This is a genomic window from Paraburkholderia silviterrae (assembly GCF_004353915.1).
Lineage (GTDB): Bacteria > Pseudomonadota > Gammaproteobacteria > Burkholderiales > Burkholderiaceae > Paraburkholderia > Paraburkholderia silviterrae.
This window is the reverse complement of record NZ_SMRP01000029.1, coordinates 1-24,492: the sequence shown is the minus strand read 5'-3', so window position 1 is coordinate 24,492 and position 24,492 is coordinate 1. Positions and strand designations below refer to the sequence as shown.

At 65.0% G+C, this 24,492-nt stretch carries 19 protein-coding genes; 2 read left to right on the top strand and 17 right to left on the bottom strand.

The features are described 5' to 3' along the window. Positions 1–131: 131 nt before the first annotated feature. From ftsA to coq7, 15 genes are all read right to left on the bottom strand, one after another. Entirely contained in the window at positions 132–1,364 is a 1,233-nt protein-coding gene (gene ftsA / locus EYW47_RS33770) for a cell division protein FtsA (protein WP_028220110.1), read from the bottom strand. Positions 1,365–1,391: 27 nt separating this feature from the next. Continuing rightward, on the bottom strand, positions 1,392–2,147 hold the full coding sequence (locus EYW47_RS33765; RefSeq protein ID WP_133199160.1) for a cell division protein FtsQ/DivIB: 756 nt from the start codon (positions 2,145–2,147) through the stop codon (positions 1,392–1,394). Between the two features lie 60 nt (positions 2,148–2,207). Next, on the bottom strand, positions 2,208–3,161 hold the full coding sequence (locus EYW47_RS33760; RefSeq protein ID WP_133199159.1) for a D-alanine--D-alanine ligase: 954 nt from the start codon (positions 3,159–3,161) through the stop codon (positions 2,208–2,210). 5 nt (positions 3,162–3,166) lie between these two features. After that, positions 3,167–4,561, bottom strand: a complete 1,395-nt coding sequence (gene murC / locus EYW47_RS33755) for a UDP-N-acetylmuramate--L-alanine ligase (RefSeq protein WP_133199158.1) — start codon at positions 4,559–4,561, stop codon at positions 3,167–3,169. Continuing rightward, entirely contained in the window at positions 4,558–5,661 is a 1,104-nt protein-coding gene (gene murG / locus EYW47_RS33750; protein ID WP_133199157.1) for an undecaprenyldiphospho-muramoylpentapeptide beta-N-acetylglucosaminyltransferase, read from the bottom strand. The genes murC and murG overlap by 4 nt, the downstream gene beginning before the upstream one ends. Then, positions 5,658–6,926, bottom strand: coding sequence for a putative lipid II flippase FtsW (gene ftsW, locus EYW47_RS33745; RefSeq protein WP_133199156.1), 1,269 nt, complete (start codon positions 6,924–6,926; stop codon positions 5,658–5,660). Before ftsW ends, murG begins: the two co-directional genes overlap by 4 nt. Then, positions 6,923–8,440: a UDP-N-acetylmuramoyl-L-alanine--D-glutamate ligase gene (gene murD, locus EYW47_RS33740; RefSeq protein WP_133199155.1), complete on the bottom strand. Its 1,518-nt coding sequence runs from the start codon at positions 8,438–8,440 to the stop codon at positions 6,923–6,925. The genes ftsW and murD overlap by 4 nt, the downstream gene beginning before the upstream one ends. 42 nt (positions 8,441–8,482) lie before the next feature. Continuing rightward, a complete protein-coding gene (mraY, locus tag EYW47_RS33735) occupies positions 8,483–9,652 on the bottom strand; it encodes a phospho-N-acetylmuramoyl-pentapeptide-transferase (protein ID WP_133199154.1) in 1,170 nt (389 codons plus the stop codon). Between the two features lie 20 nt (positions 9,653–9,672). Next, positions 9,673–11,106 (bottom strand): UDP-N-acetylmuramoyl-tripeptide--D-alanyl-D-alanine ligase, encoded by a 1,434-nt coding sequence (locus EYW47_RS33730; RefSeq protein WP_133199153.1) that lies wholly within the window; start codon positions 11,104–11,106, stop codon positions 9,673–9,675. After that, positions 11,103–12,683, bottom strand: coding sequence for a UDP-N-acetylmuramoyl-L-alanyl-D-glutamate--2,6-diaminopimelate ligase (locus EYW47_RS33725; protein ID WP_133199152.1), 1,581 nt, complete (start codon positions 12,681–12,683; stop codon positions 11,103–11,105). Before EYW47_RS33725 ends, EYW47_RS33730 begins: the two co-directional genes overlap by 4 nt. Continuing rightward, on the bottom strand, positions 12,680–14,575 hold the full coding sequence (locus EYW47_RS33720; RefSeq protein WP_133199151.1) for a peptidoglycan D,D-transpeptidase FtsI family protein: 1,896 nt from the start codon (positions 14,573–14,575) through the stop codon (positions 12,680–12,682). Before EYW47_RS33720 ends, EYW47_RS33725 begins: the two co-directional genes overlap by 4 nt. Then, a complete protein-coding gene (gene ftsL / locus EYW47_RS33715) occupies positions 14,572–14,934 on the bottom strand; it encodes a cell division protein FtsL (RefSeq protein WP_028220099.1) in 363 nt (120 codons plus the stop codon). Before ftsL ends, EYW47_RS33720 begins: the two co-directional genes overlap by 4 nt. Beyond that, complete coding sequence (rsmH, locus tag EYW47_RS33710; RefSeq protein WP_133199150.1) at positions 14,931–15,884, bottom strand: 16S rRNA (cytosine(1402)-N(4))-methyltransferase RsmH; 954 nt, start codon at positions 15,882–15,884, stop codon at positions 14,931–14,933. Before rsmH ends, ftsL begins: the two co-directional genes overlap by 4 nt. Positions 15,885–15,901: 17 nt before the next feature. Then, positions 15,902–16,330: a division/cell wall cluster transcriptional repressor MraZ gene (mraZ, locus tag EYW47_RS33705; protein WP_133199149.1), complete on the bottom strand. Its 429-nt coding sequence runs from the start codon at positions 16,328–16,330 to the stop codon at positions 15,902–15,904. A 389-nt stretch (positions 16,331–16,719) separates the two neighbouring features. Then, a complete protein-coding gene (gene coq7 / locus EYW47_RS33700) occupies positions 16,720–17,430 on the bottom strand; it encodes a 2-polyprenyl-3-methyl-6-methoxy-1,4-benzoquinone monooxygenase (RefSeq protein WP_133199148.1) in 711 nt (236 codons plus the stop codon). Positions 17,431–17,742: 312 nt separating this feature from the next. Here coq7 and EYW47_RS33695 point away from each other — a divergent pair, with 312 nt between their 5' ends. Beyond that, the gene (locus EYW47_RS33695) at positions 17,743–18,918 is read left to right on the top strand and encodes a porin (RefSeq protein ID WP_133199147.1); all 1,176 of its coding nucleotides are present in this window, start codon (positions 17,743–17,745) and stop codon (positions 18,916–18,918) included. A 145-nt stretch (positions 18,919–19,063) separates the two neighbouring features. On the opposite strand, the gene EYW47_RS33690 is transcribed toward EYW47_RS33695, so the two are convergent. Further along, positions 19,064–20,740, bottom strand: a complete 1,677-nt coding sequence (locus EYW47_RS33690) for a long-chain fatty acid--CoA ligase (RefSeq protein WP_133199146.1) — start codon at positions 20,738–20,740, stop codon at positions 19,064–19,066. Positions 20,741–20,897: 157 nt separating this feature from the next. Then, positions 20,898–22,976, bottom strand: a complete 2,079-nt coding sequence (locus EYW47_RS33685) for a molybdopterin-containing oxidoreductase family protein (RefSeq protein WP_133199144.1) — start codon at positions 22,974–22,976, stop codon at positions 20,898–20,900. A 173-nt stretch (positions 22,977–23,149) separates the two neighbouring features. Here EYW47_RS33685 and EYW47_RS33680 point away from each other — a divergent pair, with 173 nt between their 5' ends. Continuing rightward, on the top strand, positions 23,150–24,343 hold the full coding sequence (locus tag EYW47_RS33680) for a M20 aminoacylase family protein (RefSeq protein WP_133199143.1): 1,194 nt from the start codon (positions 23,150–23,152) through the stop codon (positions 24,341–24,343). Positions 24,344–24,492: the final 149 nt, after the last annotated feature.

Here is a 24,492-nt window from a genome sequence, read left to right as displayed (position 1 = left end):
CCGTCAAGAAAAAGATATCCGCACCTCGGCCGTTATTCAGGGATGAGTCGGGCAACCCACCCCTGCGCGCCAGCCGCCGGCACCAGCGCAAATTCGGTCTCTGCTCTTACCCAACGCGTACGTGAGCCGCTTTAGAAGTTGCCGAGGAACCAGTCCTTCATGCGTGAAAAGACCTGGCCCATCGACCCCGACTGCACGGCGACCTTGCGACCGCGCATACGCTGCGCGCGGCCCTCGACTAGCAGCCCCATCGCCGTCGAATAGCGCGGATTGCGCACGACGTCGGCGAGACCGCCCGCGTACTCCGGCACGCCAATGCGCACCGGCTTCAAGAAGATGTCTTCGCCGAGCTCCACCATGCCCGGCATCATTGCGGCGCCGCCCGTGAGCACGACGCCCGAGCTCAACAACTCTTCATAGCCCGACTCGCGCACCACCTGTTGCACGAGCGAGAACAACTCTTCCACGCGCGGCTCGATCACGGCCGCCAGCGCCTGGCGCGACAGCGTGCGCGGACCGCGCTCGCCGAGGCCCGGCACTTCGATCATTTCGTCCGGATCCGCGAGCGCCTGCTTCGCGATGCCGTAGCTCACCTTGATGTCTTCCGCATCGGGCGTGGGCGTGCGCAGCGCCATGGCGATGTCGCTCGTCACCTGGTCGCCCGCGATCGGAATCACCGCGGTATGGCGAATCGCGCCTTCGCTGAAGATCGCGATGTCGGTCGTGCCGCCGCCCACATCCACCAGCACCACGCCGAGTTCCTTCTCGTCGTCGGTGAGCACCGCCAGCGACGAAGCCAGCGGCTGCAAAACCAGGTCGTTCACTTCGAGACCGCAGCGGCGCACGCACTTCACGATGTTCTGCGCCGCGCTCACGGCCCCCGTGACGATGTGCACCTTCACTTCGAGGCGGATGCCGCTCATGCCGATCGGCTCGCGCACATCTTCCTGCCCGTCGATGATGAATTCCTGCGTGAGGATATGCAGCACCTGCTGGTCGGTCGGGATGTTGATCGCCTTCGCGGTTTCGATCACGCGCGCGACATCCGTCTGCGTGACTTCCTTTTCCTTGATGGCGACCATCCCGCTCGAATTGAAGCTGCGGATATGGCTGCCTGCGATGCCGGTGAACACGTTAGTGATCTTGCAGTCGGCCATGAGTTCCGCTTCTTCGAGCGCACGCTGGATAGACTGCACCGTGGCCTCGATGTTCACCACCACGCCCTTCTTGAGACCTTTCGATTCGCTCTGGCCAAGGCCGATGACTTCGTAATGGCCATCGCCCTTCATTTCGGCGACGACGGCCACCACCTTCGCCGTCCCGATGTCGAGGCTGACCAGCAGATCTTTATAGTCTTTACTCATATCGTGCTCGTTGCGTGTGATGTGCTGTTACTTCTTCCCCGGGGTCGGCGTGTCGCTGATGAAGCGCATGCCGGCCGCCCGAATCGCAAAACCGTTCGGATAGCGCAAATCCGCATATTCGATCTCTTTCCCCCAACGTTGCGTGAGCGGCGTCCATGCCACGACGAGCCGGTGCGTGCGCTCGGCGAGCGTCTCGGCGTTGCGCTCGCGCCCGAGCTCCACCTCCATGCCGTTCGAGAGCTTCACCGTCCACGCGTAGCGCGGTGAGAGCGTCACTTCGTCAGGCTCGAGGCCGAGCGGTGCAAACCACTTCTGAAAGTCGTGATAACGCGCGACCACCTCGGGCGCGGTGCCGTCCGGGCCGTCGAACGCGGGCAAGTCGCCGTCGAGCTCGCCCTGGTTCGCGGTGAAGAGCTCGCCATCGGTGCTCACAAGCTGGTCGCTGCCCCACGTGCCGAGCGGCTTGTACTCCTCGAGGTTCACCGCGAGCGCGTTCGGCCACACGCGGCGCACGCTCGCATGGCGCACCCACGGCATCTGCTCGAACGCGGCGCGCGCGGTATCCAGATTCACGGTGAAAAAGTTGCCCTTTAGGCGGCCGACCACGCTCGCACGCACCGTCGGTTCGTTGATGTGTTCGGTGTCGCCCTCGATGCGGATCTCGCGCAGCGCGAAATTCGGACGCTGCACGAGCCAGTAGCCACCGGCCGCCAGGAGCGCGAGCACGAGCAGCGCGTGCAACGCGTTGGCGGCAAGATTGAGCTGGCGTACGTTATTCCACATGTCGAGATTGTCGATTCAATGCGCGCACTGCAATTCGTTGGTCAGAGTTCGTTTAGCGGTTCAATCCTTCAGCGTGAGCGCGAGCACCCGCACGACCAGCTCGCGATACTCGATACCCACCGCACGCGCGGCCTTCGGCGGCAGCGAGTGGTCCGTCATGCCCGGCGCCGTGTTCACTTCCAGGAAGTACGGATTGCCCTGGCCGTCCATCATGAAATCGGCGCGGCCCCAGTCGGTGCAGCCGAGCACGTCGAACGCGCGGCGCGCGAGCTTCTTCAGTTCTGCTTCCTTCTCCGGCGCGACGCCACAGGGAATCAGGTACTGCGTGGTGTCGAGGATGTACTTCGCGTCGTAGTCATAGAACTCGCCCGCCGGCACGATCTTGATGATCGGCAGGTCGAGGTCGCCGGCCACGCACGCGGTGTACTCGTCGCCGCCTTCGATGCTCTTCTCCGCCAGCACGATCTTGTCGTGCTTCGCGGCTTCTTCGAGCGCGGGCACCAGTTCTTCGGCCTTCTTCACCTTGATGACCGCGACGCTCGAGCCTTCGCTCGCCGGCTTCACGAAGAGCGGCAGGCCCAGCTTCGCGACGATCTCGGGCGCGCGCGCGACGTAGTCCTCGCCGCGCAGCACCGCGACGAACGGCGGCGTGGGAATGCCCAGTTGCTGCCACACGAGCTTGCTGCGGAACTTGTCGAGCCCGAGCGCCGAGCCGAGCACGCCCGTGCCCGTATAGCGGATGCCGTAGAAGTCGAGCGCGCCCTGGATCTGGCCGTTCTCGCCGTAGCCGCCATGCAGCGCATTGAACGCGCGCACGAAGCCTTCGTCCTTGAGCGCCGAAAGCGGCCGCTCGGACGGATCGAACGGATGCGCGTCGATGCCGGCGCTCTTGAGCGCCTGCAGCACGAGCGTGCCCGACTTGAGCGACACCTCGCGCTCGGCGGACACGCCGCCGAACAACACCGCCACCTTGCCGAATTGCTTCGGATCGAAATTGGGATCGATACTGCTCATGTCACTCACGCCTTTTGTTCCTGTTGCGCGATCCGGCCCGGCACGCCGCCGATCGAACCCGCGCCCATCGTAATCACCACGTCGCCGTCGCGGACCACTGCGGCCAGCGCGTCCGGCACTTCATCAACCGTTTCCACGAACACCGGCTCGACCTTGCCCGCCACGCGGATCGCACGTGCGAGCGCGCGGCCGTCGGCGGCAACGATCGGCGCTTCACCCGCCGCGTACACGTCGGTCAGCACGAGCGCATCGACCGTCGAGAGCACGCGCACGAAATCTTCGAAGCAGTCGCGCGTGCGCGTGTAGCGGTGCGGCTGGAACGCCAGCACGAGGCGGCGATCAGGGAATGCCCCGCGCGCGGCAGCAATGGTCGCGGCCATTTCCACAGGGTGGTGGCCATAATCGTCGACCAATGTGTAGGTGCCGCCACCGTTCACCGGAATCTCGCCATAGCGCTGGAAGCGCCGGCCCACGCCGTTGAATTCCGCGAGCGCGCGCTGGATATCCGCGTCCTTCACTTCGAGCTCGGTCGCGATCGCAATCGCGGCCAGTGCGTTCTGGACATTGTGCGTACCCGGAAGGTTCAACACGATGTCGATCGAGGCCGCGTCTTCACGCATCGCCGTGAAGTACATCTTGCCGTCGCGCGCCATCACGTTGACCGCACGCACCTGCGCATCGGGCGCGAAGCCGTAGCGAATGATCGGCTTCGAGACGAACGGCAGGATTTCCTTCACGTTCGGGTCGTCGACGCACAGCACCGCGATGCCATAGAACGGCAGACGATGCGTGAATTCGATAAACGCCTGCTTCAGGCGCGCGAAGTCGTGCCCGTAGGTGTCCATGTGATCGGCGTCGATGTTCGTGATGACTTCGATCACCGGGAAGAGATTCAGGAACGAGGCGTCCGACTCGTCGGCTTCCGCCACGATGAAATCGCCCGTGCCGAGGCGCGCGTTCGCGCCCGCGCTGATCAGCCGCCCGCCGATCACGAAGGTCGGGTCGAGCCCGCCCGCAGCCAGCACGCTCGCGACAAGCGAGGTCGTGGTGGTCTTGCCGTGCGTGCCCGCGATCGCGATGCCCTGCTTCAGGCGCATCAGCTCCGCGAGCATCACGGCGCGCGGCACGATCGGAATGCGGCGATGGCGCGCCGCGAGCACTTCGGGATTGTCGCTGCGCACGGCGGTGGAGACGACCACCGCGTTCGCACCTTCGATGTTCTCCGCGTCGTGGCCGATCGCGATGCGCGCGCCAAGCGCGGCGAGGCGGTCGGTGACGGCGTTCTTCGTGAGGTCCGAGCCGCTCACGTGATAGCCGAGATTGACGAGCACTTCGGCGATGCCGCTCATGCCCGCGCCGCCGATGCCGACGAAATGAATATGTTTGACGATGTGTTTCATTGCTTTCCTCCCGGACTGGCGCCCGCCACGGCTGCGCAAATGCGCGCGACCTGATCGGCGGCGTCGGGTTTTGCGAGCGCGCGGGCGCGCTCGGCCATGTCAGCCAGAGATGCTCTGGTTTGTTGCTTGAGCCAGTCCGCGAGCGCCTCTGCAGAAAGCTCGCGTTGCTGCACCACACGCGCCGCGCCCTGTTGCGCGAGAAACGCCGCGTTGGTGGTCTGGTGGTCGTCGACCGCGTAGGGGAACGGCACGAACAGCGCCGCCACGCCCACGGCCGCGATCTCGGCCACCGTCATCGCGCCCGAGCGGCAGATCACGAGATCCGCGTTTTCGTAGGCGCTTGCCATGTCGTCGATGAACGGCACGAGCTGCGCCGTGTCACCGGGTTCGATTCCGGCGTCGATATAGTTCTGACGCAATGCGTCGATATGCTTGGCGCCCGCCTGATGCACCACGTGCGGTCGCTCGTCCGCAGCGAGCTGCGCAAGCGCGCGCGGCACGACTTCGTTGAGCGCCGCCGCGCCGAGACTGCCGCCCACCACCAGCACCCGCAGCGGACCGCTGCGCGCTGCATAGCGCGCCTGCGGCTGCACCACGTGCTCGAGCTCCGCACGGATCGGGTTGCCGGTCCACTCGGCGTGCGGCAACGCACCCGGGAACGCCACGAGCACGCGCCTCGCGAGCTTCGCGAGCACCTTGTTCGCGAGGCCCGCGATCGAATTCTGTTCGTGCAGCACAAGCGGACGTCCCGAGAGCGCGCTCATCACACCCGCTGGGAACGTGATGTATCCGCCCATGCCGAGCACGACGTCTGGCTTCACGCGGCGCAGTGCCGCGAGACTCTGCGTACACGCGCGCAGCAGGTTTAACGGCAGCATCAGCTTGGTCTTGATACCTTTGCCGCGCACGCCGCCGAAACGCACGTACTCCATGGCGATACCGTGCTTGGGCACGAGCGTCGCTTCCATGCCCGCGGGATTGCCGAGCCACACCACGCGCCAGCCCCACTGCTCCATGCGATGCGCGACGGCGAGCCCCGGGAACACATGTCCCCCGGTGCCGCCGGCCATCACCATGAGCGTGCGCGTTGCTGCGGTCATACCTTCCCTCCGCGCATCAAGACCCGATTCTCGTAATCGACTCGCAACAGCACAGCGATAGCAACGCAGTTGAGCAAAATGCCCGAGCCGCCATAGCTCACGAACGGCAGCGTGAGACCCTTGGTCGGCAGCAAGCCGAGATTCACGCCCATGTTGATGAACGCCTGCGCGCCGAACCACACGCCGAGCCCCTTCGCGATGAGCCCCGCAAACGTGCGGTCGAGCGCGAGCGCCTGGCGGCCGATCTCGAACGAGCGGCGCACGATCCAGTAGAACAGCAGGATCACGATCAGCACGCCCACGAAACCGAGTTCCTCGCCGATCACGGCGAGAATGAAGTCGGTGTGCGCCTCGGGCAGATAGTTGAGCTTCTCGACGCTGCCGCCGAGTCCCACGCCGAACCACTCGCCGCGCCCGAACGCGATCAGCGAGTGCGTGAGCTGATAGGCCTTGCCCTGCGCGTAGCGGTCGTCCCACGGGTCGAGGTACGCGAAGATCCGCTCGCGACGCCACGGCGACGCCCACACGAGCAGCGTGAAGGTGCCGACCGCCGTGGCCACGAGGCCGCCGAACAGCTTGCCGTTCACGCCGCCGAGGAACAGCACACCCATCGCAATCGCGGCGATCACCATGAATGCGCCCATGTCGGGCTCGAGCAGCAGCAGCGCGCCCACCACGCCCACGGCAAACGCCATCGGCAAGAAGCCCTTGGCGAAGCTGTGCATGTATTCCTGCTTGCGCACGGTGTAGTTCGCGGCGTAGATCGTCACCGCGAGCTTCATGATTTCCGAGGGCTGCATGTTCGAGACGCCGAGCGGAATCCAGCGCCGCGCGCCGTTCACGCCCTTGCCGATGTGGGGGATCAGCACGATCACGAGCATCGCCAATGCGACGAGGAAGAGCTTCGGCGCGTAGCGGTCCCAGGTGGAAACGGGAATGCGGAACGCGACGAGCGCCGCGACCGCGCCGATCACGAGCGAAACGATATGGCGCACGAGAAACGCGTAGTCGTGGTACGAGGCGTACTTCGGCGAATCGGGCATGGCGATCGAGGCCGAGTAGACCATCACCACGCCAAGGCCGAGCAGCGCGATCACGGCCCACAGCAGCGAGTAGTCGTAGTCGAGCATGCGCGAACGCGCGGGACGCACGCCGCTGACGACACTCGAAATGCCGCCCGAGCGCGCGCCGGCGCCCGCTTGACCCTGCGCGCCGCCGCTCGTGTCGCGCGACAGGCGCGCGCCGAACCGTTCGGACCAGCTCATATCATCGTCCCCCGTTCCGCGGCGATCTCTTCCACCGTGTCGCGAAATACCGCCGCACGATGGGCGTAGCCCTTGAACATGTCGAAGCTCGCGCACGCCGGCGAGAGCAGCACGACGTCGCCCGGCTCAGCGAGCGCGGTGGCCGCACGCGTGGCATCTTCCAGCGTGGCGTGGTCGGCAAGCGCGATGCCCGTGCTTTCGAGCGCCGCGCGAATCTGGGGCGCGTCGCGGCCGATCAGCATCACGGCGCGGCACCAGCACGCCACCGGCGCCGCGAGCGGCTCGAAGTCCTGGCCCTTGCCGTCACCGCCCGCGATCAGCACCGCGCGCTGCGCGAGGCCGTCGAGCGCCGCCACCGTCGCGCCGACATTCGTGCCCTTGCTGTCGTCCACGTAGTCGATGCCCTCGATCGACGCGATCAACTCCACGCGATGCGGCTCGCCGCGATATTCGCGCAGGCCATGCAGCAATGCGGCAGGCGCCAGATCGATCGCGCGCGCAAGCGCAAACGCCGCGAGTGCGTTCGCCGCGTTGTGCAGGCCGCGGATGCGCAGCGCGTCCGCGGGCATTAGCCGCTTCATCGTGAGATTCACGGGCGCGGCGTCGAGCTGCTTGCGGCGGCGCGGCGAGACAGGCTCGTCCGTGGCGTCGCGGTCGTGGGCCTCTACCAGCCAGAGCATGCCGTTGTCGCGCGAGATGCCGTAGTCGCCTTCGCGCTGCGGCTCAGTCAGGCCGAAAGTCACGACCTTCGCGTTGCCGCTCATTTGAACGCTCGCGAGCGACATTACACGCGCGTCGTCGCGGTTGAGCACACGCGTGGTCTGCGCGCCAAAGATACGGCCCTTCGCGGCTGCGTAGGCGTCAATGCCGCCGTGCCAGTCGAGATGGTCCTGCGTGATGTTGAGGATCGCCGCCGCGTCGGGCGCGAAACTGTGCGCCGTCTCCAGCTGGAAGCTCGATAGCTCGAGCACCCAGACGTCGGGCAGCGCGGTGTTGTCGATCGCCTCGGCGAGCTTGTCGAGCATCGCCGGGCTGATGTTGCCGGCCACGGCCACGCGCTTGCCCGCGCGCTCGCAGAGCATGCCCGTCAAGCTCGTGGTGGTGGTCTTGCCGTTCGTGCCCGTGATGGCGAGCACCTTCGGCGCGTAGCCGCTCTCGCCGAGATGGCGCAGCGCCTGCGCGAAGAGCTCGAGCTCGCCCCAAACTTCGATGCCACGCTCGCGCGCGGCGGTAATCAGCGGCACGAGGTCAGCGGCAAGCGGCGAAAGGCCCGGGCTGATGGCGACGAGCTCGATGCCCTCGAGCAGTGCCGTGGAGAAAGGACCGCCGACGAAGTCCGCGTCGATGCCGCGCGCGGCGAGTTCGGGCAAGTTTGGCGGCGTCTCGCGTGTGTCGGCGACGCGCAGGCGGCAGCCATGGCGCGCGCACCAGCGCGCCATCGCGAGCCCCGATTCGCCGAGTCCCAGCACGAGCACCATCGGCTTTTGCCGATCCCGAAACTTCTCGCCAAACATCGCTTGCTTCCCTTTCTTACCTTGTTGAACCCGTAGTGCCGATCAACGCAGCTTCAAAGTCGACAGGCCGATCAGACACAGCATCAGCGTGATGACCCAGAAGCGCACGACGACCTGCGTCTCTTTCCAGCCGGACAGCTCGAAATGGTGATGCAGCGGCGCCATCTTGAAGATGCGGCGTCCTTCGCCGTAACGCTTTTTCGTGTACTTGAACCACGTGACCTGCAGCATCACGGAGAGCGTTTCCGCCACGAAGATGCCGCCCATGATGAAGAGCACGATTTCCTGACGCACGATCACAGCGATGGTGCCGAGCGCGCCGCCGAGCGCGAGCGCGCCCACGTCGCCCATGAACACTTGCGCCGGATACGTGTTGAACCAGAGGAACGCGAGCCCGGCTCCGCCCATCGCCGAGCAGAAGATCAAGAGCTCGCCCGCGCCGGGAATGTGCGGGAAAAGCAGGTACTTCGAGTAGACCGAGCTGCCCATCACGTAGGCGAACACGCCGAGCGACGCGCCCACGAGCACGACCGGCATGATCACGAGGCCGTCGAGGCCGTCGGTGAGATTCACGGCGTTGCTCGCGCCGACGATCACGAAATACGTGAGCGCGATGAAGCCCCACACGCCGAGCGGGTAGCTGATCGACTTGAGGAACGGCAGCAAGAGATCCGCGCGGGCGGGCAGGCCCATCGAGAGGCCGCTCCTTACCCACGCCATGAAGAGATCGAACACGCGCACGTTGCTCGCCTCGGACACGCTGAACGCGAGATACACCGCCGCAAACAGGCCGATCACCGACTGCCAGAAATACTTCTCGCGCGAGGACATGCCGCGCGGGTCCTTGTAGACGACCTTGCGATAGTCGTCGACCCAGCCGATCGCGCCAAAGCCAAAGGTCACGAGCATCACGATCCAGATGAAGCGGTTCGTGAGGTCGCCCCACAGCAGCGTCGAAACAGCGATGCCCAACAGGATGAGCACGCCGCCCATGGTGGGCGTGCCCGACTTCACGAGGTGCGTCTGTGGGCCGTCCGTGCGCACGGCCTGGCCGACCTTCATTTCGGTGAGCTTACGGATCACCCACGGGCCGAGGAAAAGCCCGATCGCCATCGCAGTGATGGTCGCCATCACCGCACGGAACGTCAGATAACTGAACACGCGCAAGAAGCTTGCGTCATTCTGCAGCCATTGCGCCAGCGCCAGTAGCATGCCTTGTATTCCTTCGAATTTCAGTGCGCACCGGACGCGGCGTCCGGTGCAGGGGGTTGCGGATTCGTGAGGGCGGCCACCACGCGCTCCATCTGCATGAAGCGCGAGCCTTTCACGAGGATCGTTGCGCCTGCGCCGTAACCGGCGCCGGCGAGCGCGCGAATCAGCTCGGGCACACCGGCGGCGTGCAGCGCGCCTGCGCCGAATGCCGCCGAGATGTCGCGCGCCGCGTCGCCGAGCGTGTAGAGCGCGTCGATGCCGCGCTCCTTCGCGTAGGCGCCCACTTCGCGGTGGAACGCGGGGCCGTTGTCGCCGACTTCGCCCATGTCGCCGAGCACCAGCACGCGCGGCGATGCGTGCGAGGCCAGCACGTCGACAGCGGCGCGCACGGAATCGGGGTTCGCGTTGTAGGTGTCATCGATCACCAGCGCGCCCGCGAGTTCCCCAAGCGCCGCGCGCTTGACTTGCAAGCGGCCCTTCACAGGCTGGAACGCTTCGAGGCCACGGCGGATCGCGTCGAGAGAAACGCCAGCCGCGAGCGCCGCCGCCGTGGCCGCGAGCGCGTTGTGCGCGTTGTGTGCGCCGAGCACCTGCAACTCGACTTCGAGATGGCCTTGAGGCGTGGCAATCGCGAGGCGGCTGCCCGTGCTATTCGCAGCGCCTGCCACGAGCTTGCCCGTCACCGCCGCTTCGAGCGCACGCTCGTCCGTGTGCAGCGCGAAATCGAGCACGCGCGAGCCCGTGGCCGCCACGCGCCAGATGCTTGCGTAGGCGTCGTCAGCGGGAAATACCGCGGTGCCTTCGGGCTTGAGCGCATGGATCGCGCTCGCGTGCTCGAGCGCAACGGCTTCCACCGTCGCCATGAACTCCTGGTGCTCGCGCTGCGCGTTGTTCACCACCGCGACGGTGGGTTCTGCGAACTGTGCGAGCAGCTCTGTCTCGCCCGGGTGATTCATGCCGAGCTCGACCACCGCCAGCTTGTGCGCGGCGTTCAGGCGCAAAAGCGTGAGCGGCACGCCGATGTCGTTGTTCAGATTGCCCGCGGTCGCGAGCCGCGCGTCTTCGCCCACTGCCGCTGCGAAGATCGACGCGATCATTTCCTTGACCGTGGTTTTGCCGTTGCTGCCCGTGACCGCGACGAGCGGCATCGTGAAACGGCGGCGCCAGCCGAGCGCGAGCGCGCCGAGCGCCGTGCGCGTGTCGTCCACGCGCAGCGCCGGCACGCGCCAGTCGCCGGGGCTGCGCGACACGAGCGCCGCGCTCACGTGCCGCCCCGCCACTTCGGACAGGAAGTCGTGCGCGTCGAAACGGTCGCCCTTGAGCGCCACGAAAAGGTCGCCGGGGCCGGCCGTGCGGCTGTCGGTTGCGATGCGCTCGAAGGTTGCGTTCTCGTCGCCGAGAACGCTCGCGCCGGGAATCAGCGCCGCTGCTTCGCGCAGGGTAAGCATGGTCATTCACCACCTCCGCGCCCATGCCGATCCGATGTCGGACGGGCTGCGAGAGCAAGCCGCGCGTGATCCTGATCCGAGAACGCGCGCTTCTTGCCCATGATTTCCTGGGTTGCCTCGTGCCCCTTGCCGGCCAGCACGACGACGTCTTCCTTTGCCGCGCCACGCACCGCCTGCAGGATCGCGCTCGCGCGGTCCTCGATACGGCGCGCCTTTGCGGGCTCGCGCATGCCGCCGGCGATCTGCTCGATGATCGCCGCGGGCGATTCGCTGCGCGGGTTGTCGCTCGTGACGACGACCTGATCGGCCAGCCGCTCGGCAATCGAACCCATCAGCGGACGCTTGGTGGCATCGCGGTCGCCGCCGCAACCGAACATGCAGACGAGATGGCCGCCGCGCGCCGCCGCGATCGGGCGCAGGGCGTCGAGCGTCTTTTCGAGCGCGTCGGGCGTGTGCGCATAGTCGATCACGACGAGCGGCTCGTCGTGATCCGTGCGCCCGCCCAGGCGCTCCATGCGGCCGTTCACCGGCTGCAGCTTCGAGAGCTCGTTGAGCGCCGCGACGAGCGGCACGTTCGCCGCGAGCAGCGCCCCGAGCACGCCCAGCAGGTTGCTCACGTTGAACAGACCAAGCGTCTGCACTTCGACGTACGCCTCGCCCCACTCCGACGATTCCAGATGGAACGCAGTGCCCGTGGCCGTCGCACGCACGTCGTTCGCGCGCAGCCAGGCATCGGCGGCGGGCAGGTCGGCGGCGGGCAGGTCGGCGGCGGCCGTCGCCACACCGTACGCAATCGTGCGCAGCTTGCCGTGCGCGGCGGCCAACAGGCGCCGGCCCGCTGCGTCGTCGGCGTTGATCACTGCCGCGTGCAGGCCCGGCCACGCAAACAGCCGCGCCTTCGCGGCCTCGTAGGCTTCGAAGGTGCGGTGATAGTCGAGGTGGTCCTGCGTGAGATTCGTGAAGATCGCGACATTGAACGACGTGCCGTTCACGCGCCCCTGGTGCAGCGCGTGCGACGAGACTTCCATCGCCACGGCCTGCGCGCCTTGCTGGCGCAACTGGGCGAGCGAGCGCTGCAGCTGCGGCGCGTCGGGCGTCGTGAAGCCGGTATGCACGAGCTGGCCCGGAAAGCCGCTGCCGAGCGTGCCGACGATCGCGCACTTCTGGCCGATCGCCGTGAGCGCCGAAGCGATCCACTGGCTGCACGAGGTCTTGCCGTTCGTACCGGTCACGCCGACCACGAGCATCGCGTCGCTCGGGTTGCCGTACCAGCCGCTCGCGATCTCGCCCGCGAGCACATCGAGCTGCGGCACGGCGAGCGCGTTTTGCGCCTGCGCCGCGTCGAACTGGCCCGTATAGCCTTCCGGCTGATAAACGACAGCCGCCGCGCCGCGCGCGAGCGCGTTTTCGATATGCGAACGGTTGTCGGCGCCTTCCACGGCGTAGGCAAGAAACACGTCGCCCGCCTTGAGCGAACGGGTGTCGGCGTGCAGATCGGCTTCGGGCGCGACGCGCGCGCGCAGCCACGCGAGTGCGTCCGCGATCTGCCGGTGCGCGGGATGCTGGGTGCGCGTGGCGCTCATCGGACGACTCCGGGACGGTTTTTCGCGTTGTCGGCGACGGTCATGTGGCGCGCGCCGACGGGGGGCTTGCTTGCAGGGCCGTTCGTGACGCGCTTGAGCGTTGCGGCGGGCGCGGACGGCGCATTGGCGACAGCGGTCGACGAAGCGCTGCCGTCGGACACGACGAGTTGCTTGACCGGCATGTCGGGCGGCACATTGAGCGAGCGCAGCGTGTCGCCGACGATGCCCGAGAACACCGGGCCCGACACCGCGCCGCCGAAGTGGCTGCCGGCCGTCGGCTCGTCGACGGTCACCGCCACCACGATGCGCGGATTCGGCATCGGCGCCATGCCGACGAACGACGCGCGGTACTTCGAGTGGTCGTAGCCGTGCGGACCGTGCTTGTACGCCGTCCCCGACTTGCCGCCCACGCGGTAGCCGGGCACCGCCGCGTCGGGCGACGTGCCGTCCTTCGAGACCACGCTCTCCAGCATCGTGCGCACTTCGCGCGCCGTGGTGGGCGCGAAGACCTGCGTGCCCACCACCGGCTGGTCGTCGCCGGGGTGGCGGAAGATCGTCACCGGCAGGATCTGGCCGTCGTGCGCGATGGCCGTGTACGCGCGCGCGAGCTGGAACAGCGAGACCGACAGGCCATAGCCGTACGACATGGTCGCCTGCTCGATGCGGCGCCAGCTTTTCCACGGACGCAGACGGCCCGCCGCCGCGCCGGGAAACCCGACCTTCGGCGCCTGTCCGAGACCGATGCTGGTATACATGTTCCACATCTCTTCGGGCCGGAGCGTCATGGCGATCTTGGTCGCCCCGATGTTGCTCGACTTCTGGATCACGCCGCCCACGGTGAGCACACCGAACCCGGCGTCGTCGGTGATCGTCGCGCCGTCGAGCGTAAAGTGGCCCCCGCCCGTATCCACCAGTGTAGTCGGCGAGACGCGATGCAAATCGAGCGCCAGCGACACCGTGAACGGCTTCATGATCGAGCCCGGCTCGAACACGTCGGTCAGGATGCGGTTGCGCAGCTGCTCGCCCGTGAGGTGCGAGCGGTCGTTCGGGTTGTAGGTGGGATAGTTCACGAGCGCGAGCACCTCGCCCGTGCGCACGTCCACCACCATCGCCGCACCGGCCTTGGCCTTGAACTTCTCCACCGCCGCCTTCAGGTTCGAATAGGCGATGTACTGGATCTTGCTGTCGATCGACAGTTCGACGTCCTGTCCGTTATGCGGCACGACCGCTTCGTCCACGTCCTCGACGATATGACCCACGCGGTCCTTGATGACGTGGCGAATCCCGGGCACGCCCGCGAGAAGCTTCTGGTCGGAGAGCTCCACGCCTTCCTGCCCCTCGTCTTCCACATTGGTGAAGCCGATCAGGTGAGCGGTGACCTGGCCTTCGGGATAGAAGCGCTTGTATTCGTTACGCTGATACACACCGGGAATGTCGAGCGCCGCGACCTTTTGCGCGACGTCGAGCGGCACCTGACGCTTCACGTAGACGAAGGTCTTGTCCTGGGAGAGCTTGGCGCGAAGCTCCTTCGTCGACATGTCCAGCAGCGTGCCGAGCTGCGTGAGCTTGTCGGCGCCGAGATCGTCGGGCACGTCTTCGGGGATCGCCCAGATCGCGCGCACGGGCAGGCTCGTGGCGAGCACGAGGCCGTTGCGGTCGAGAATCTTGCCGCGCGTGGCAGGCATTTCGATCGTGCGCTGATAGCGGCTCTCGCCCTGCTTCTGATAGAACGCGTTGCCCGGCCCCTGAATCCAGAACGCGCGCGCGGCGAGCGCGACGAACGCCATGAACAGCATGAAGACGACGAACTTCGAGCGCCACATCGGCAGGCGCACCGAGAGAATCGGGTTCGGGGTAAAGGCGACGCTTTTGCGGTTATTGCCTTTTTTCATCGCGTGCCCCCACGACGGCCCTTCGTGGCGGTAGCGGCCGCGCCCTGTGCCGGCGCGGAGGTGGGCACGGGCGCGTCAGCGGCGCTCGCGGCGCCTGGCGCGAGTGTCAGATATTGCGTGCGTCCGGTCGTCACGGGCTGCATCTTGAGCGAATCGGTAGCGATTTGTTCGACGCGCGACGTCCGCGACAGCGCGCTCTGCTGATATTGAAGCTGTGCGTAATCCTGCTGGAGCTGCCGCTCCTGCGACTGCGCGCGTTGCAACTGGAAAAACATCTGACGCTGCTGATTGGTGGCGTTGACGACCGACAACGCGCACCCCATGACGACGATCAGCAGGAAAATATTCAGACGGTTCATGGCGTGATGCGCTCCGCAATGCGCATCACAGCCGAGCGGGCGCGCGGATTGGCGGCGACTTCCTCGTCGCTCGCGAACACACGCCCGATGAGCTTCAAAGGCGGGCTGGGCAGGTCGACGGCGCGGATCGGCAGGCGACGGTCGACCGCCGGCGCCGTGGCCTGCGCCTGCATGAACCGCTTCACGATCCGGTCTTCCAGCGAATGAAAGCTGATGACCACGAGCCGCCCCCCCTGCTCCAGCAACGACAACGCTGCTTCTAGTACGACTTGCAGCTCCGCAAGCTCTTGATTGACGTGAATCCGTATAGCCTGAAAGGTGCGGGTTGCCGGGTCCTTACCCTTCTCACGGGTTTTGACGGCGTTAGCCACGATTTGGGCAAGCTCGCCCGTGCTGTCGAGAGGCCCGAGACGGTCGGACTCTGCCCGGCGAGCAACAAGCGCCTTTGCAATCTGAAAAGCAAACCGTTCTTCCCCATAATCTCGAATCACCTCCGTCAGTTCTTGCAACGTGGCCCGCGCGAGCCAGTCGGCGGCGGACTCGCCGCGCGTCGGGTCCATCCGCATGTCGAGCGGACCATTGGCGCGGAAACTGAAACCGCGCTCCGGGTCGTCGATTTGCGGCGACGACACGCCCAGGTCCAACAACACGCCCGACACACGCCCTACCCCGCGCGCCGCCATGGCGTCGCGCAGCGAAGCAAAACTCTCATGCACGATCGAGAACCGCGCGTCGCCCACTTGCTGCGCCGTGGCGATCGCCAGCGGGTCCTTGTCGAACGCGATCAGACGCCCGGCTTCGGAGAGCCGGCCCAAGATCGCGCGACTGTGCCCGCCGCGCCCGAACGTGCCGTCCACATAAATGCCGTCCGCGCGCGTCACGAGCGCGTCGACCGCTTCATCGAGCAGCACCGTGCGATGCTGCAATCCCTGTCCCATCGCAGATGCCATAGCGTTTTAAACCGCGATCAGAACGTGAAATTCTTCAAGGCGTCGGGCATGCCCTGCGCCATTGCCGCTTGTTCCTTGGCGGCGTAGGTCTGCGCATCCCACAACTCAAAATGACTACCCATGCCAAGCAGCATGACTTCCTTTTCCATTCCTGCTGCAAGACGTAATTCAGGCGAGACGAGCACGCGGCCCGCGCTGTCGAGATCGACGTCGGAGGCATTGCCCAGAAAAATGCGGCGCCACCAGTGCGCGTCCATCGGCAACGTCGCGACTTTCGCGCGGAACACTTCCCATTCGGGGCGCGGAAATAGCAACAGGCAGCCGTCCGGGTGCTTGGTGATCGTCACCCGGCCTTCTGCCTGTTGTTGCAGCGCTTCCCGATAGCGGGACGGAATCGACATCCGCCCTTTCGCATCGAGTGTCAGCGCCGACGCCCCCTGGAACAATTTGCTCCCCCTCGCGCGGCGCTGATGGCCGCCCGCCTAAATCTCAGGAAATTTACCCGAATGCGTCTTTGAAATCACACAAAAATACACTTTCTCACACTGTCTCCCACTTTAGAGGAAGGCCCCACGAGGGTCAAGGTGGGTGGCGCGTTTTTTGACGAAATTTATCCGATAGAACAAGGACTTAGCGGCGCTTGTTCAAGTCAGACAAAAAGCCAAAAACCGTTATGAATGAATGAGCTAACGAAGGTTGTGAAGGTGATACGTGAAATGCGCGGAGAAAACCGTGATGGTGCGGGGACTTGGCGGGGATTAATTCGGGCGACTGAAAGCGGTGAAAGCCGAAGACTTGCGCGGACCGGATTAGTGTACCGGTCCGCGAAGACATATCAAATGTAGTACGCGGTGCGGGTCATGATTTTCGATGCCGCACGCATCAGCGAGCGCACCGGCAGCGGCAAATCGACACCACCCAGATCCGTGGCGGATTTCGCATGGGCAATCTCGTCGGTGCGCATCTGCTCGACGATCGCGCGCGACTCGACGTCGGCGGGCGGCAACGCATCGAGGTGGCTGTCCAGATGATGCTCCACCTGGCGCTCGGTTTCGGCCATGAAGCCGAGACTGATCTTGTCGCCAAGACGCCCTGCCGCGAGGCCAATGGCAAGGGCTCCGGCATACCAGAGCGGGTTGAGCAGGCTCGGGCGCGAGTCGAGCGCTTCGAGGCGGCGCGCGGTCCACGCAAGGTGGTCTTCCTCTTCGCGTGCGGCCTGCTCGAACGCAGCCTTGAGCGTGGGCGATCGCGCAGAAAGCTTTTGCGCCTGATACAGCGCCTGCGCACACACCTCGCCCACGTGATTCACGCGCATGAGGCCGGCCGCGTGCGCACGCTCCGCAGGCGTAAGCTCGCCGGTCTGCGCCGCAGTGACCGCAGAGCCGGACGCTTCGAATGATTCGGGCGACGCGGACCAATCCACGGCGGCGGCCGGAATATCGGCAGGGGCGACAGAAGGCTGCGGCATGGGCCGCGACATGCGCGACACCCCGGTGATCGAGCGCAGGCCCCGATCGAACTCGGTAATCAATTCGTCAAACGTCATCCAACCTCCCTCCATACCTACTGCAACGCGGATCGCGCAAAGCCCGACCGACCGGACGTTCTAAAACCACTACAGAACTCGCATCGCGCCGTCAATCCGGGGCTGCGCCGATTTCAGGCGCATATTTTAGACCATGTTGTGTAAACGAAACAGGTACTTACGTGCTGCCCGGCTTTTCCTTTGTTCGACATAAACGGTTTGTTACATTACGGTCAACTTCTCGCGAAGTTGGATGGCCGGGCTCCCGCTAGACAATAAATTGGCCCCGCTGACAAGACGCATAAAAGTCGCAAAAATACTGGAGATCATTCAATGAAGAAGTCGCTTCTCGCGCTTGCCGCGCTGGGCGCGTTCGCGGGCGTTGCTCACGCTCAGAGCAGCGTCACGCTGTACGGCATCATCGATGAAGGTTTCAACATCAACACGAACTCGGGTGGCAAGCATCTGTACAACCTCTCGAGCGGCGTGTTACAAGGCAGCCGCTTCGGTCTGCGCGGTGCTGAAGACCTCGGTGGTGGCCTGAAAGCGGTCTTCGTGCTCGAAAACGGCTTCGACGTCAACACCGGCGGACTCAAGCAGGGCGGCCTGCTGTTCGGCCGTCAGGCTTACGTGGGCCTCTCCAGCGCGCAGTACGGCACGGTCACGCTGGGCCGCCAGTACGACTCCGTCGTCGACTACGTCGGCCCGCTCGAAGTGGGCGATCAGTGGGGCGGCTACATCGCAGCTCACCCGGACGACCTCGACAACTTCAACAACGCGTACCGCACGAACAACACCGTCAAGTTCACGAGCGCGAATTACGCGGGCCTGACATTCGGCGGCACGTACAGCTTCGGCGGCCAGGCAGGCAACTTCACCGGCAACCAGATCTGGTCGCTGGGCGCCGGCTATAACAACGGCCCGCTGACCCTGGGTGTCGGCTACCTGAACGCACGCACGCCGAACAATTTCGGTGGCCTGTTCAACAACGGCCCGACCACGTCGCCGCTGTCGGCTACGACCACCCCGGTGTATGCAGGCTTCGCATCGGCCAACACGTACCAGTCCATCGGCGCAGGCGGCGCATACACGTTCGGCGCAGCGACGTTCGGCCTGACGTACTCGAACGTGAGCTTCCGCAACCTGGGCACGACCAGCGCGTCGATCTACCGCGCAGGCGAAAACGCTACGTTCAACAACGTCGAAGCGAACTTCAAGTACCAGATCACGCCGGCCCTGCTGGCAGGCGTCGCGTTCGACTACACGGACGGCGACAGCGTCACCCTCGCGAACGGCAAGACCAACGACGGTGCGAAGTACTACCAGTATTCGATCGGCGCGGACTACTACCTGTCGAAGCGCACCGACATCTATCTGACCGGCGTGTACCAGCACGCTTCGGGAACGAACTCGTTGGACAAATCGGCTGTCGCCTCGATCAACAACCTCACGGCATCGAGCAACGACAACGTGTTCACGGCTCGCATCGGTATCCGTCACAAGTTCTAAGAAGAACAGCCGTTTCAGTCTCGAAGGCGCCTGCGGGCGCCTTTTTTCTTTGGCGCGCCCGGCGTCTTTCGTCTTTCTTCACTCGCCCAAAACGAAAGGCCCACCCTTGCGGGCGGGCCTTCGGTGCGTGCGTGACGGCGGAGGATTAGGCGTGCGCGTCGCGCAACTCGCGCCTCAGGATCTTGCCGACGTTGCTCTTGGGCAAGTCGGTGCGGAACTCGATGGATTTCGGCCGCTTGTATCCGGTCAGCTGCGTCTTGCAGTATTCGAAGACGTCCTTGTCGGTGAGCGCCGGGTCCTTCTTCACGATATAGAGCTTCACCGCTTCGCCCGAGTGCGCATCGGGCACGCCCACGGCCGCCACTTCGAATACCCCCGGCAGTTTCGCGACCACATCTTCGATCTCGTTCGGATAGACGTTGAAGCCCGAGACGAGAATCATGTCCTTCTTGCGATCGACGAGCTTCACGTAGCCGCGCGCGTTCATCACGCCCACGTCGCCGGACTTGAAGAAGCCGTCGGCGGTCATGACCTTCGCCGTTTCTTCCGGACGCTGCCAGTAACCCGCCATCACCTGCGGACCGCGAATGCAGATCTCGCCCGCTTCGCCAATGCCCAGCTCGTTGCCGCTGTCGTCGCGAATCGAGATTTCCGTCGACGGCAGTGGCAGGCCGATCGTGCCCGTGTACTCGGTCGCGTCGGTCGGATTGCAGGTCACGCAGGGCGATGTCTCCGAAAGACCGTAGCCTTCGATGACCGGCGTCTGCGTGCGCTCGTACCAGCGCTTGGCCACAGCTTCCTGCACGGCCATGCCGCCGCCGTTCGCCACCAGCAGATGCGAGAAGTCGAGCTTGTCAAAATCGGGGTGATTGAGGATCGCGTTGTAGAGCGTGTTGACCGCCGGGAAGGTCGTGATCGAATAGCCGTGCAGGTCCTTGATCATGCCGGCGATGTCGCGCGGATTCGGGATCAGCACGGCGAGGCCGCCCGTGCGCATCGTCAGCAGGCCGCAGACGGTGAGCGCGAACACGTGATAGAGCGGCAGCGCCGCAACCGTCACCGGCTGGGTGCCGGCGGGCAGACGCGCGAGCGCGGGCTGGGTCCACGCAGCCGACTGCAGCACGTTCGCGATCAGGTTGCGATGCAGCAACGTTGCGCCTTTCGACACGCCGGTCGTGCCGCCCGTGTACTGGAGGAACGCGACATCTTCGGGTTTCTGCTCGACGGGCTTGAACGTGAGGCGCGCGCCGGCCGAAAGTGCGCCGTTGAAGCTCACGTGACCCGGCAGGCTCCACGCGGGCACCATCTTCTTCACGCGGCGCACGACATAGTTCACGAGGAAGCCCTTCAGTACGCCGAGCAGGTCGCCCATCGACGCCACCACGATGTGCTTCACGCGCGTCTGCGCGACCACTGCCTGCAGCGTGGCCGCGAAATTCTCGAGGATGACGATGGCCTCGGCGCCGCTGTCCTTGAGCTGATGTTCGAGCTCGCGCGGCGTGTAGAGGGGGTTCACGTTCACGACGACATAGCCCGCGCGCAGGATCGCAGCAAGCGCGACCGGATACTGCAGCACGTTCGGCATCATGATCGCGATGCGCGCGCCGGGCGCGATGCCGCGTGACTGGAACCATGCGGCGAGCCGCTTCGAGAGTTCGTCGAGCTGTCCGTAGGTGATGGCCTTGCCCATGCACGCGAACGCGGGCTTCGACCGGTTCGTGTCGAAGCTCTCCGCGAGCAGCGCCGTGATGGACGCATATTGGCTCGCGTCAATTTCCGCGGGAACGCCGGGTGGGTACGATTTCAGCCAGACTTTATCCATGCGGCGTCTCCTCCTGAATATTTTCGAATGGTCGTGCTAAAACACTGATCGTAGCATGCGACCCGCGTTTTTCTTCCCCAAATCAGCGAGTTAGAAAGCCCCCTCGAACTACGGCAAGCGCTTTTAGGGCGAGTTTCAGGGCGTTTTTTCACAGCGTTTACGCGCGTTCGACTTCCACGAGACAGTCATAAAACGTGGCCGATCCACCCAGATCGGTGAGCGCCTGGCTCGTCACTTCGTTTGCGTTGCGGCCGTCCGGCGCGAGCTTCTTCCACCAGATCGACAGGCCGACCACGAGACCTTCGCGAGCGCGGTCGGAGACACGCGCCCGCGCTTGCATCGACCCACGGTCGTTGAAGACGCGCACCTGGTCGCCGTCCGCGATGGCGCGTCGCGCGGCATCGGTGGGATGGAGGTCGAGATGCGGCTCGCCTTCGGTCGCCCGCAGGCTCTCGACATTCACGAAGGTACTGTTCAGGAAGTTGCGCGCGGGCGGCGAAATCATCGCAAGCGGATAACGCGCGGCCAACTCGGGCGCGCCGTCTGCCGATTCGTGCGGCGGCAGGTAGTCGGGCACCGGCTCGAGGCCGGCCTTCGCGAGCGCCTCGCTGTAGAACTCGCATTTGCCCGTGGGCGTGCGAAAACCACCGTTGGCGAATGGCGCATCGGCGATATTCAACTTCACCCAGCCGTCCTGCTTGAGCCTCGCCCAGTCGGCGCCGCCGAACGCGGGATCGCTCCAGTCGAACGCGTGCGCGGCCACCTCCTCGTCGCTCTCGAAGAGCGCCGGCTCGGTCAGGTCCATTGCGCGCGCAATCGAGCGGAAGATCTCGGTGTTCGGACGCGCCTCTCCCACCGGCGCGATAGCCGGCAGATTGGCCATCACGTACGTATGGCCATAGGACTTGTGAACATCGAGGTGCTCGAGCTGAGTCGTGGCGGGCAACAGCAGGTCGGCGTAGTCGGCGGTGTCGGTCTGGAACTGCTCGAGCACGATCGTGAAGAGATCCTCTCGCCCGAAGCCCGCCGCCACCTTCGCCGACTCCGGCGCGACCGCCACCGGATTCGAGTTGTACACGACAATCGCCTCGACCTTCGGACCGAACGTGGCGTCGCCCGCGTGTGTGAGCGCGTCGCCGATCTGGTTCATGTTGACGATGCGCGGCTGATGCTTCGGCCAGCCAGGAATCAGGTCGGGACGCTGGAGCCCGTTCCCATTGATTGGCGCCCAACCCGACGAGGAAAGCAGCACACCGCCGGCACGCTCGCGCCAGGCGCCAGTCAGCGCCGGCAGGCAGGCGATTGCGCGCACCGCATTGCCGCCGCCGCGCACGCGCTGCAGGCCGTAGTTCATACGGATCGCCACCTTGCGCGTGGAGGCGTAGAGGCGCGCCAGATCGACGATGGCTTGTTCCTCGATGCCGCAGATCTGCGCGACGCGCGCGGGCGTGTAGGCGAGCGCGCGCGCCTTCAACTGCTCGAAGCCATGCGTGTGCGCCGCGATGTACTCATGATCGAGACGGTCTTCGGTGATCAGCACGTGCATCATGCCGAGCGCGAGCGCGCCGTCGGTGCCCGGCTTCAGAGCGATGTGCTGATGGCACTTCTCCGCCGTGAGCGAGCGATACGGATCAATCGCAATCAGCTTCGCACCGTTGCGCTTGGCTTCCTGCGCACGGGTCCAGAAGTGCAGGTTAGAGGCGATCGGATTCGCCCCCCAGATCAGGATCACGTCACTCTCGGCGAAGTGCTCGGTGAGCATGCCCAGGCTCGAGCCATACGTGTAGCGCAGGCCCGCTGCGCCCGCGGCCGCGCAGATCGCGCGATCGAGCCGCGACGCGCCGAGCTTGTGGAAAAAGCGCTGTGCGATGCTGTCGCCTTGCACGAGCCCCATCGTGCCAGCGTAGCTATACGGCAGGATCGCCTCGGGCGCACGCTGCGCGATCTCGCCAAGGCGCGCAGCCGCAATCGCGCATGCCTCGTCCCAGCTGATCGGCTCGAAGCGCCCTTCCCCCTTGCGGCCGACACGTTTCATCGGTTGCGTTAGACGCTTCGGATGATGCACGCGCTCGGCGTAACGGGTCACTTTCGTGCAGAGCACCCCTTGTGTCGGCGGATGGTCGGGGTCGCCGCTCACCTTGATGGCCTTGCCGTTCTCGACGGTCACGCGCATCGCGCAGGTGTCGGGGCAGTCGTGGGGACAGACTGCACGGGCAAATTCGGCTCGGGCATTCATGAGGAATCCGTCGGTGGAAGGTGGTATCGAGATCGCAATTTTATTATGTCCGGCGCGCAGCGCCGGTGCGTGCCCGAGGGGTTGCCGCGAAAAAAAAGGTTCGGCGTAGAATGGTTCGTCTAAGCCCGCCTCAAAACGAGGGCGGGCGCCCACTTTCCCGAGCACTGTCCGTCATGAAACTGATCCCGGAAATCCAGGCCGCCCAAGGCGAAATTCAGGGCCTACGACGAACGATCCACGCCCACCCGGAACTGCGCTACGAAGAGACCCAAACTGCCGAGCTGGTTGCATCGAAGCTCGCAGAATGGGGCATCGAAGTGCATCGCGGGCTGGGAAAAACGGGCGTTGTCGGCGTGCTCAAACGCGGTAGCGGCACGCGCGCCATTGGGCTGCGCGCCGATATGGATGCACTGCCCATTCAAGAGCTGAACACGTTCGAGCACCGCTCTCGCCACGAAGGGAAGATGCATGCTTGCGGGCACGACGGCCATACCGCGATGCTGCTCGGTGCGGCGCAGCATCTGGCCCAGCATGGTCAATTCGACGGCACCATCGTGTTCATCTTCCAGCCTGCGGAGGAAGGCGGCGCGGGCGCGAAAGCCATGATCGAAGACGGGCTGTTCACGCGTTTTCCCGTGGACGCCGTATTCGGCATTCACAACTGGCCTGGCATGCCGGCAGGACACTTCGGCGTGACCGAAGGGCCGATCATGGCGTCGAGCAACGAGTTTCGCATCGAAATCAAAGGCATAGGCTCACATGCCGCGCTGCCGCACAACGGACGAGATCCGGTTTTCACGGCGGTGCAGATCGCCAATGGGCTGCAAAGCATCATCACGCGCAACAAGAAGCCGCTCGATACGGCTGTGCTGTCGATTACGCAGATCCACGCTGGCGACGCGGTGAATGTCGTGCCGAATACGGCCTGGATTGCGGGGACGGTGCGCACCTTCACGACGGAAACGCTCGATTTGATCGAGACGCGTCTGCGCAAGATCGCGGCGAGCACGGCGGATGCATACGAGTGTTCCGTCGACGTGACCTTCCATCGCAACTATCCACCGACGGTGAACAGCAGCGCAGAGGCCCAGTTCGCAGCTGAAGTGATGAAAGAAGTCGTGGGCGCCGATCGTGTCGACGATAGCGTCGAGCCGACCATGGGCGCCGAGGACTTCTCGTTCATGCTGCTGGAAAGGCCCGGCTGCTATGCGTTCCTCGGCAACGGGGAAGGCGGACATCGCGAGGCAGGCCACGGCGCCGGTCCGTGCATGCTGCACAACGCCAGCTATGACTTCAACGATCAGCTGTTGCCGGTTGGAGCGTCGTACTGGGTCCACCTGGCAACGAAATTCCTCGCCCAGAAGTAGGGATTGACTGCGGGTTCAACGAAAAAAACCGTCCTGTATCGTTCGCAGGACGGTTTTTTCGTTTTTGTTGTGTGCGTGTTTTGTGCGTTTTTCAGCCGCGTAAACGCCAGAACCCCGGTGCTCTTTCGGAGCCACCGGGGTTCTGGACG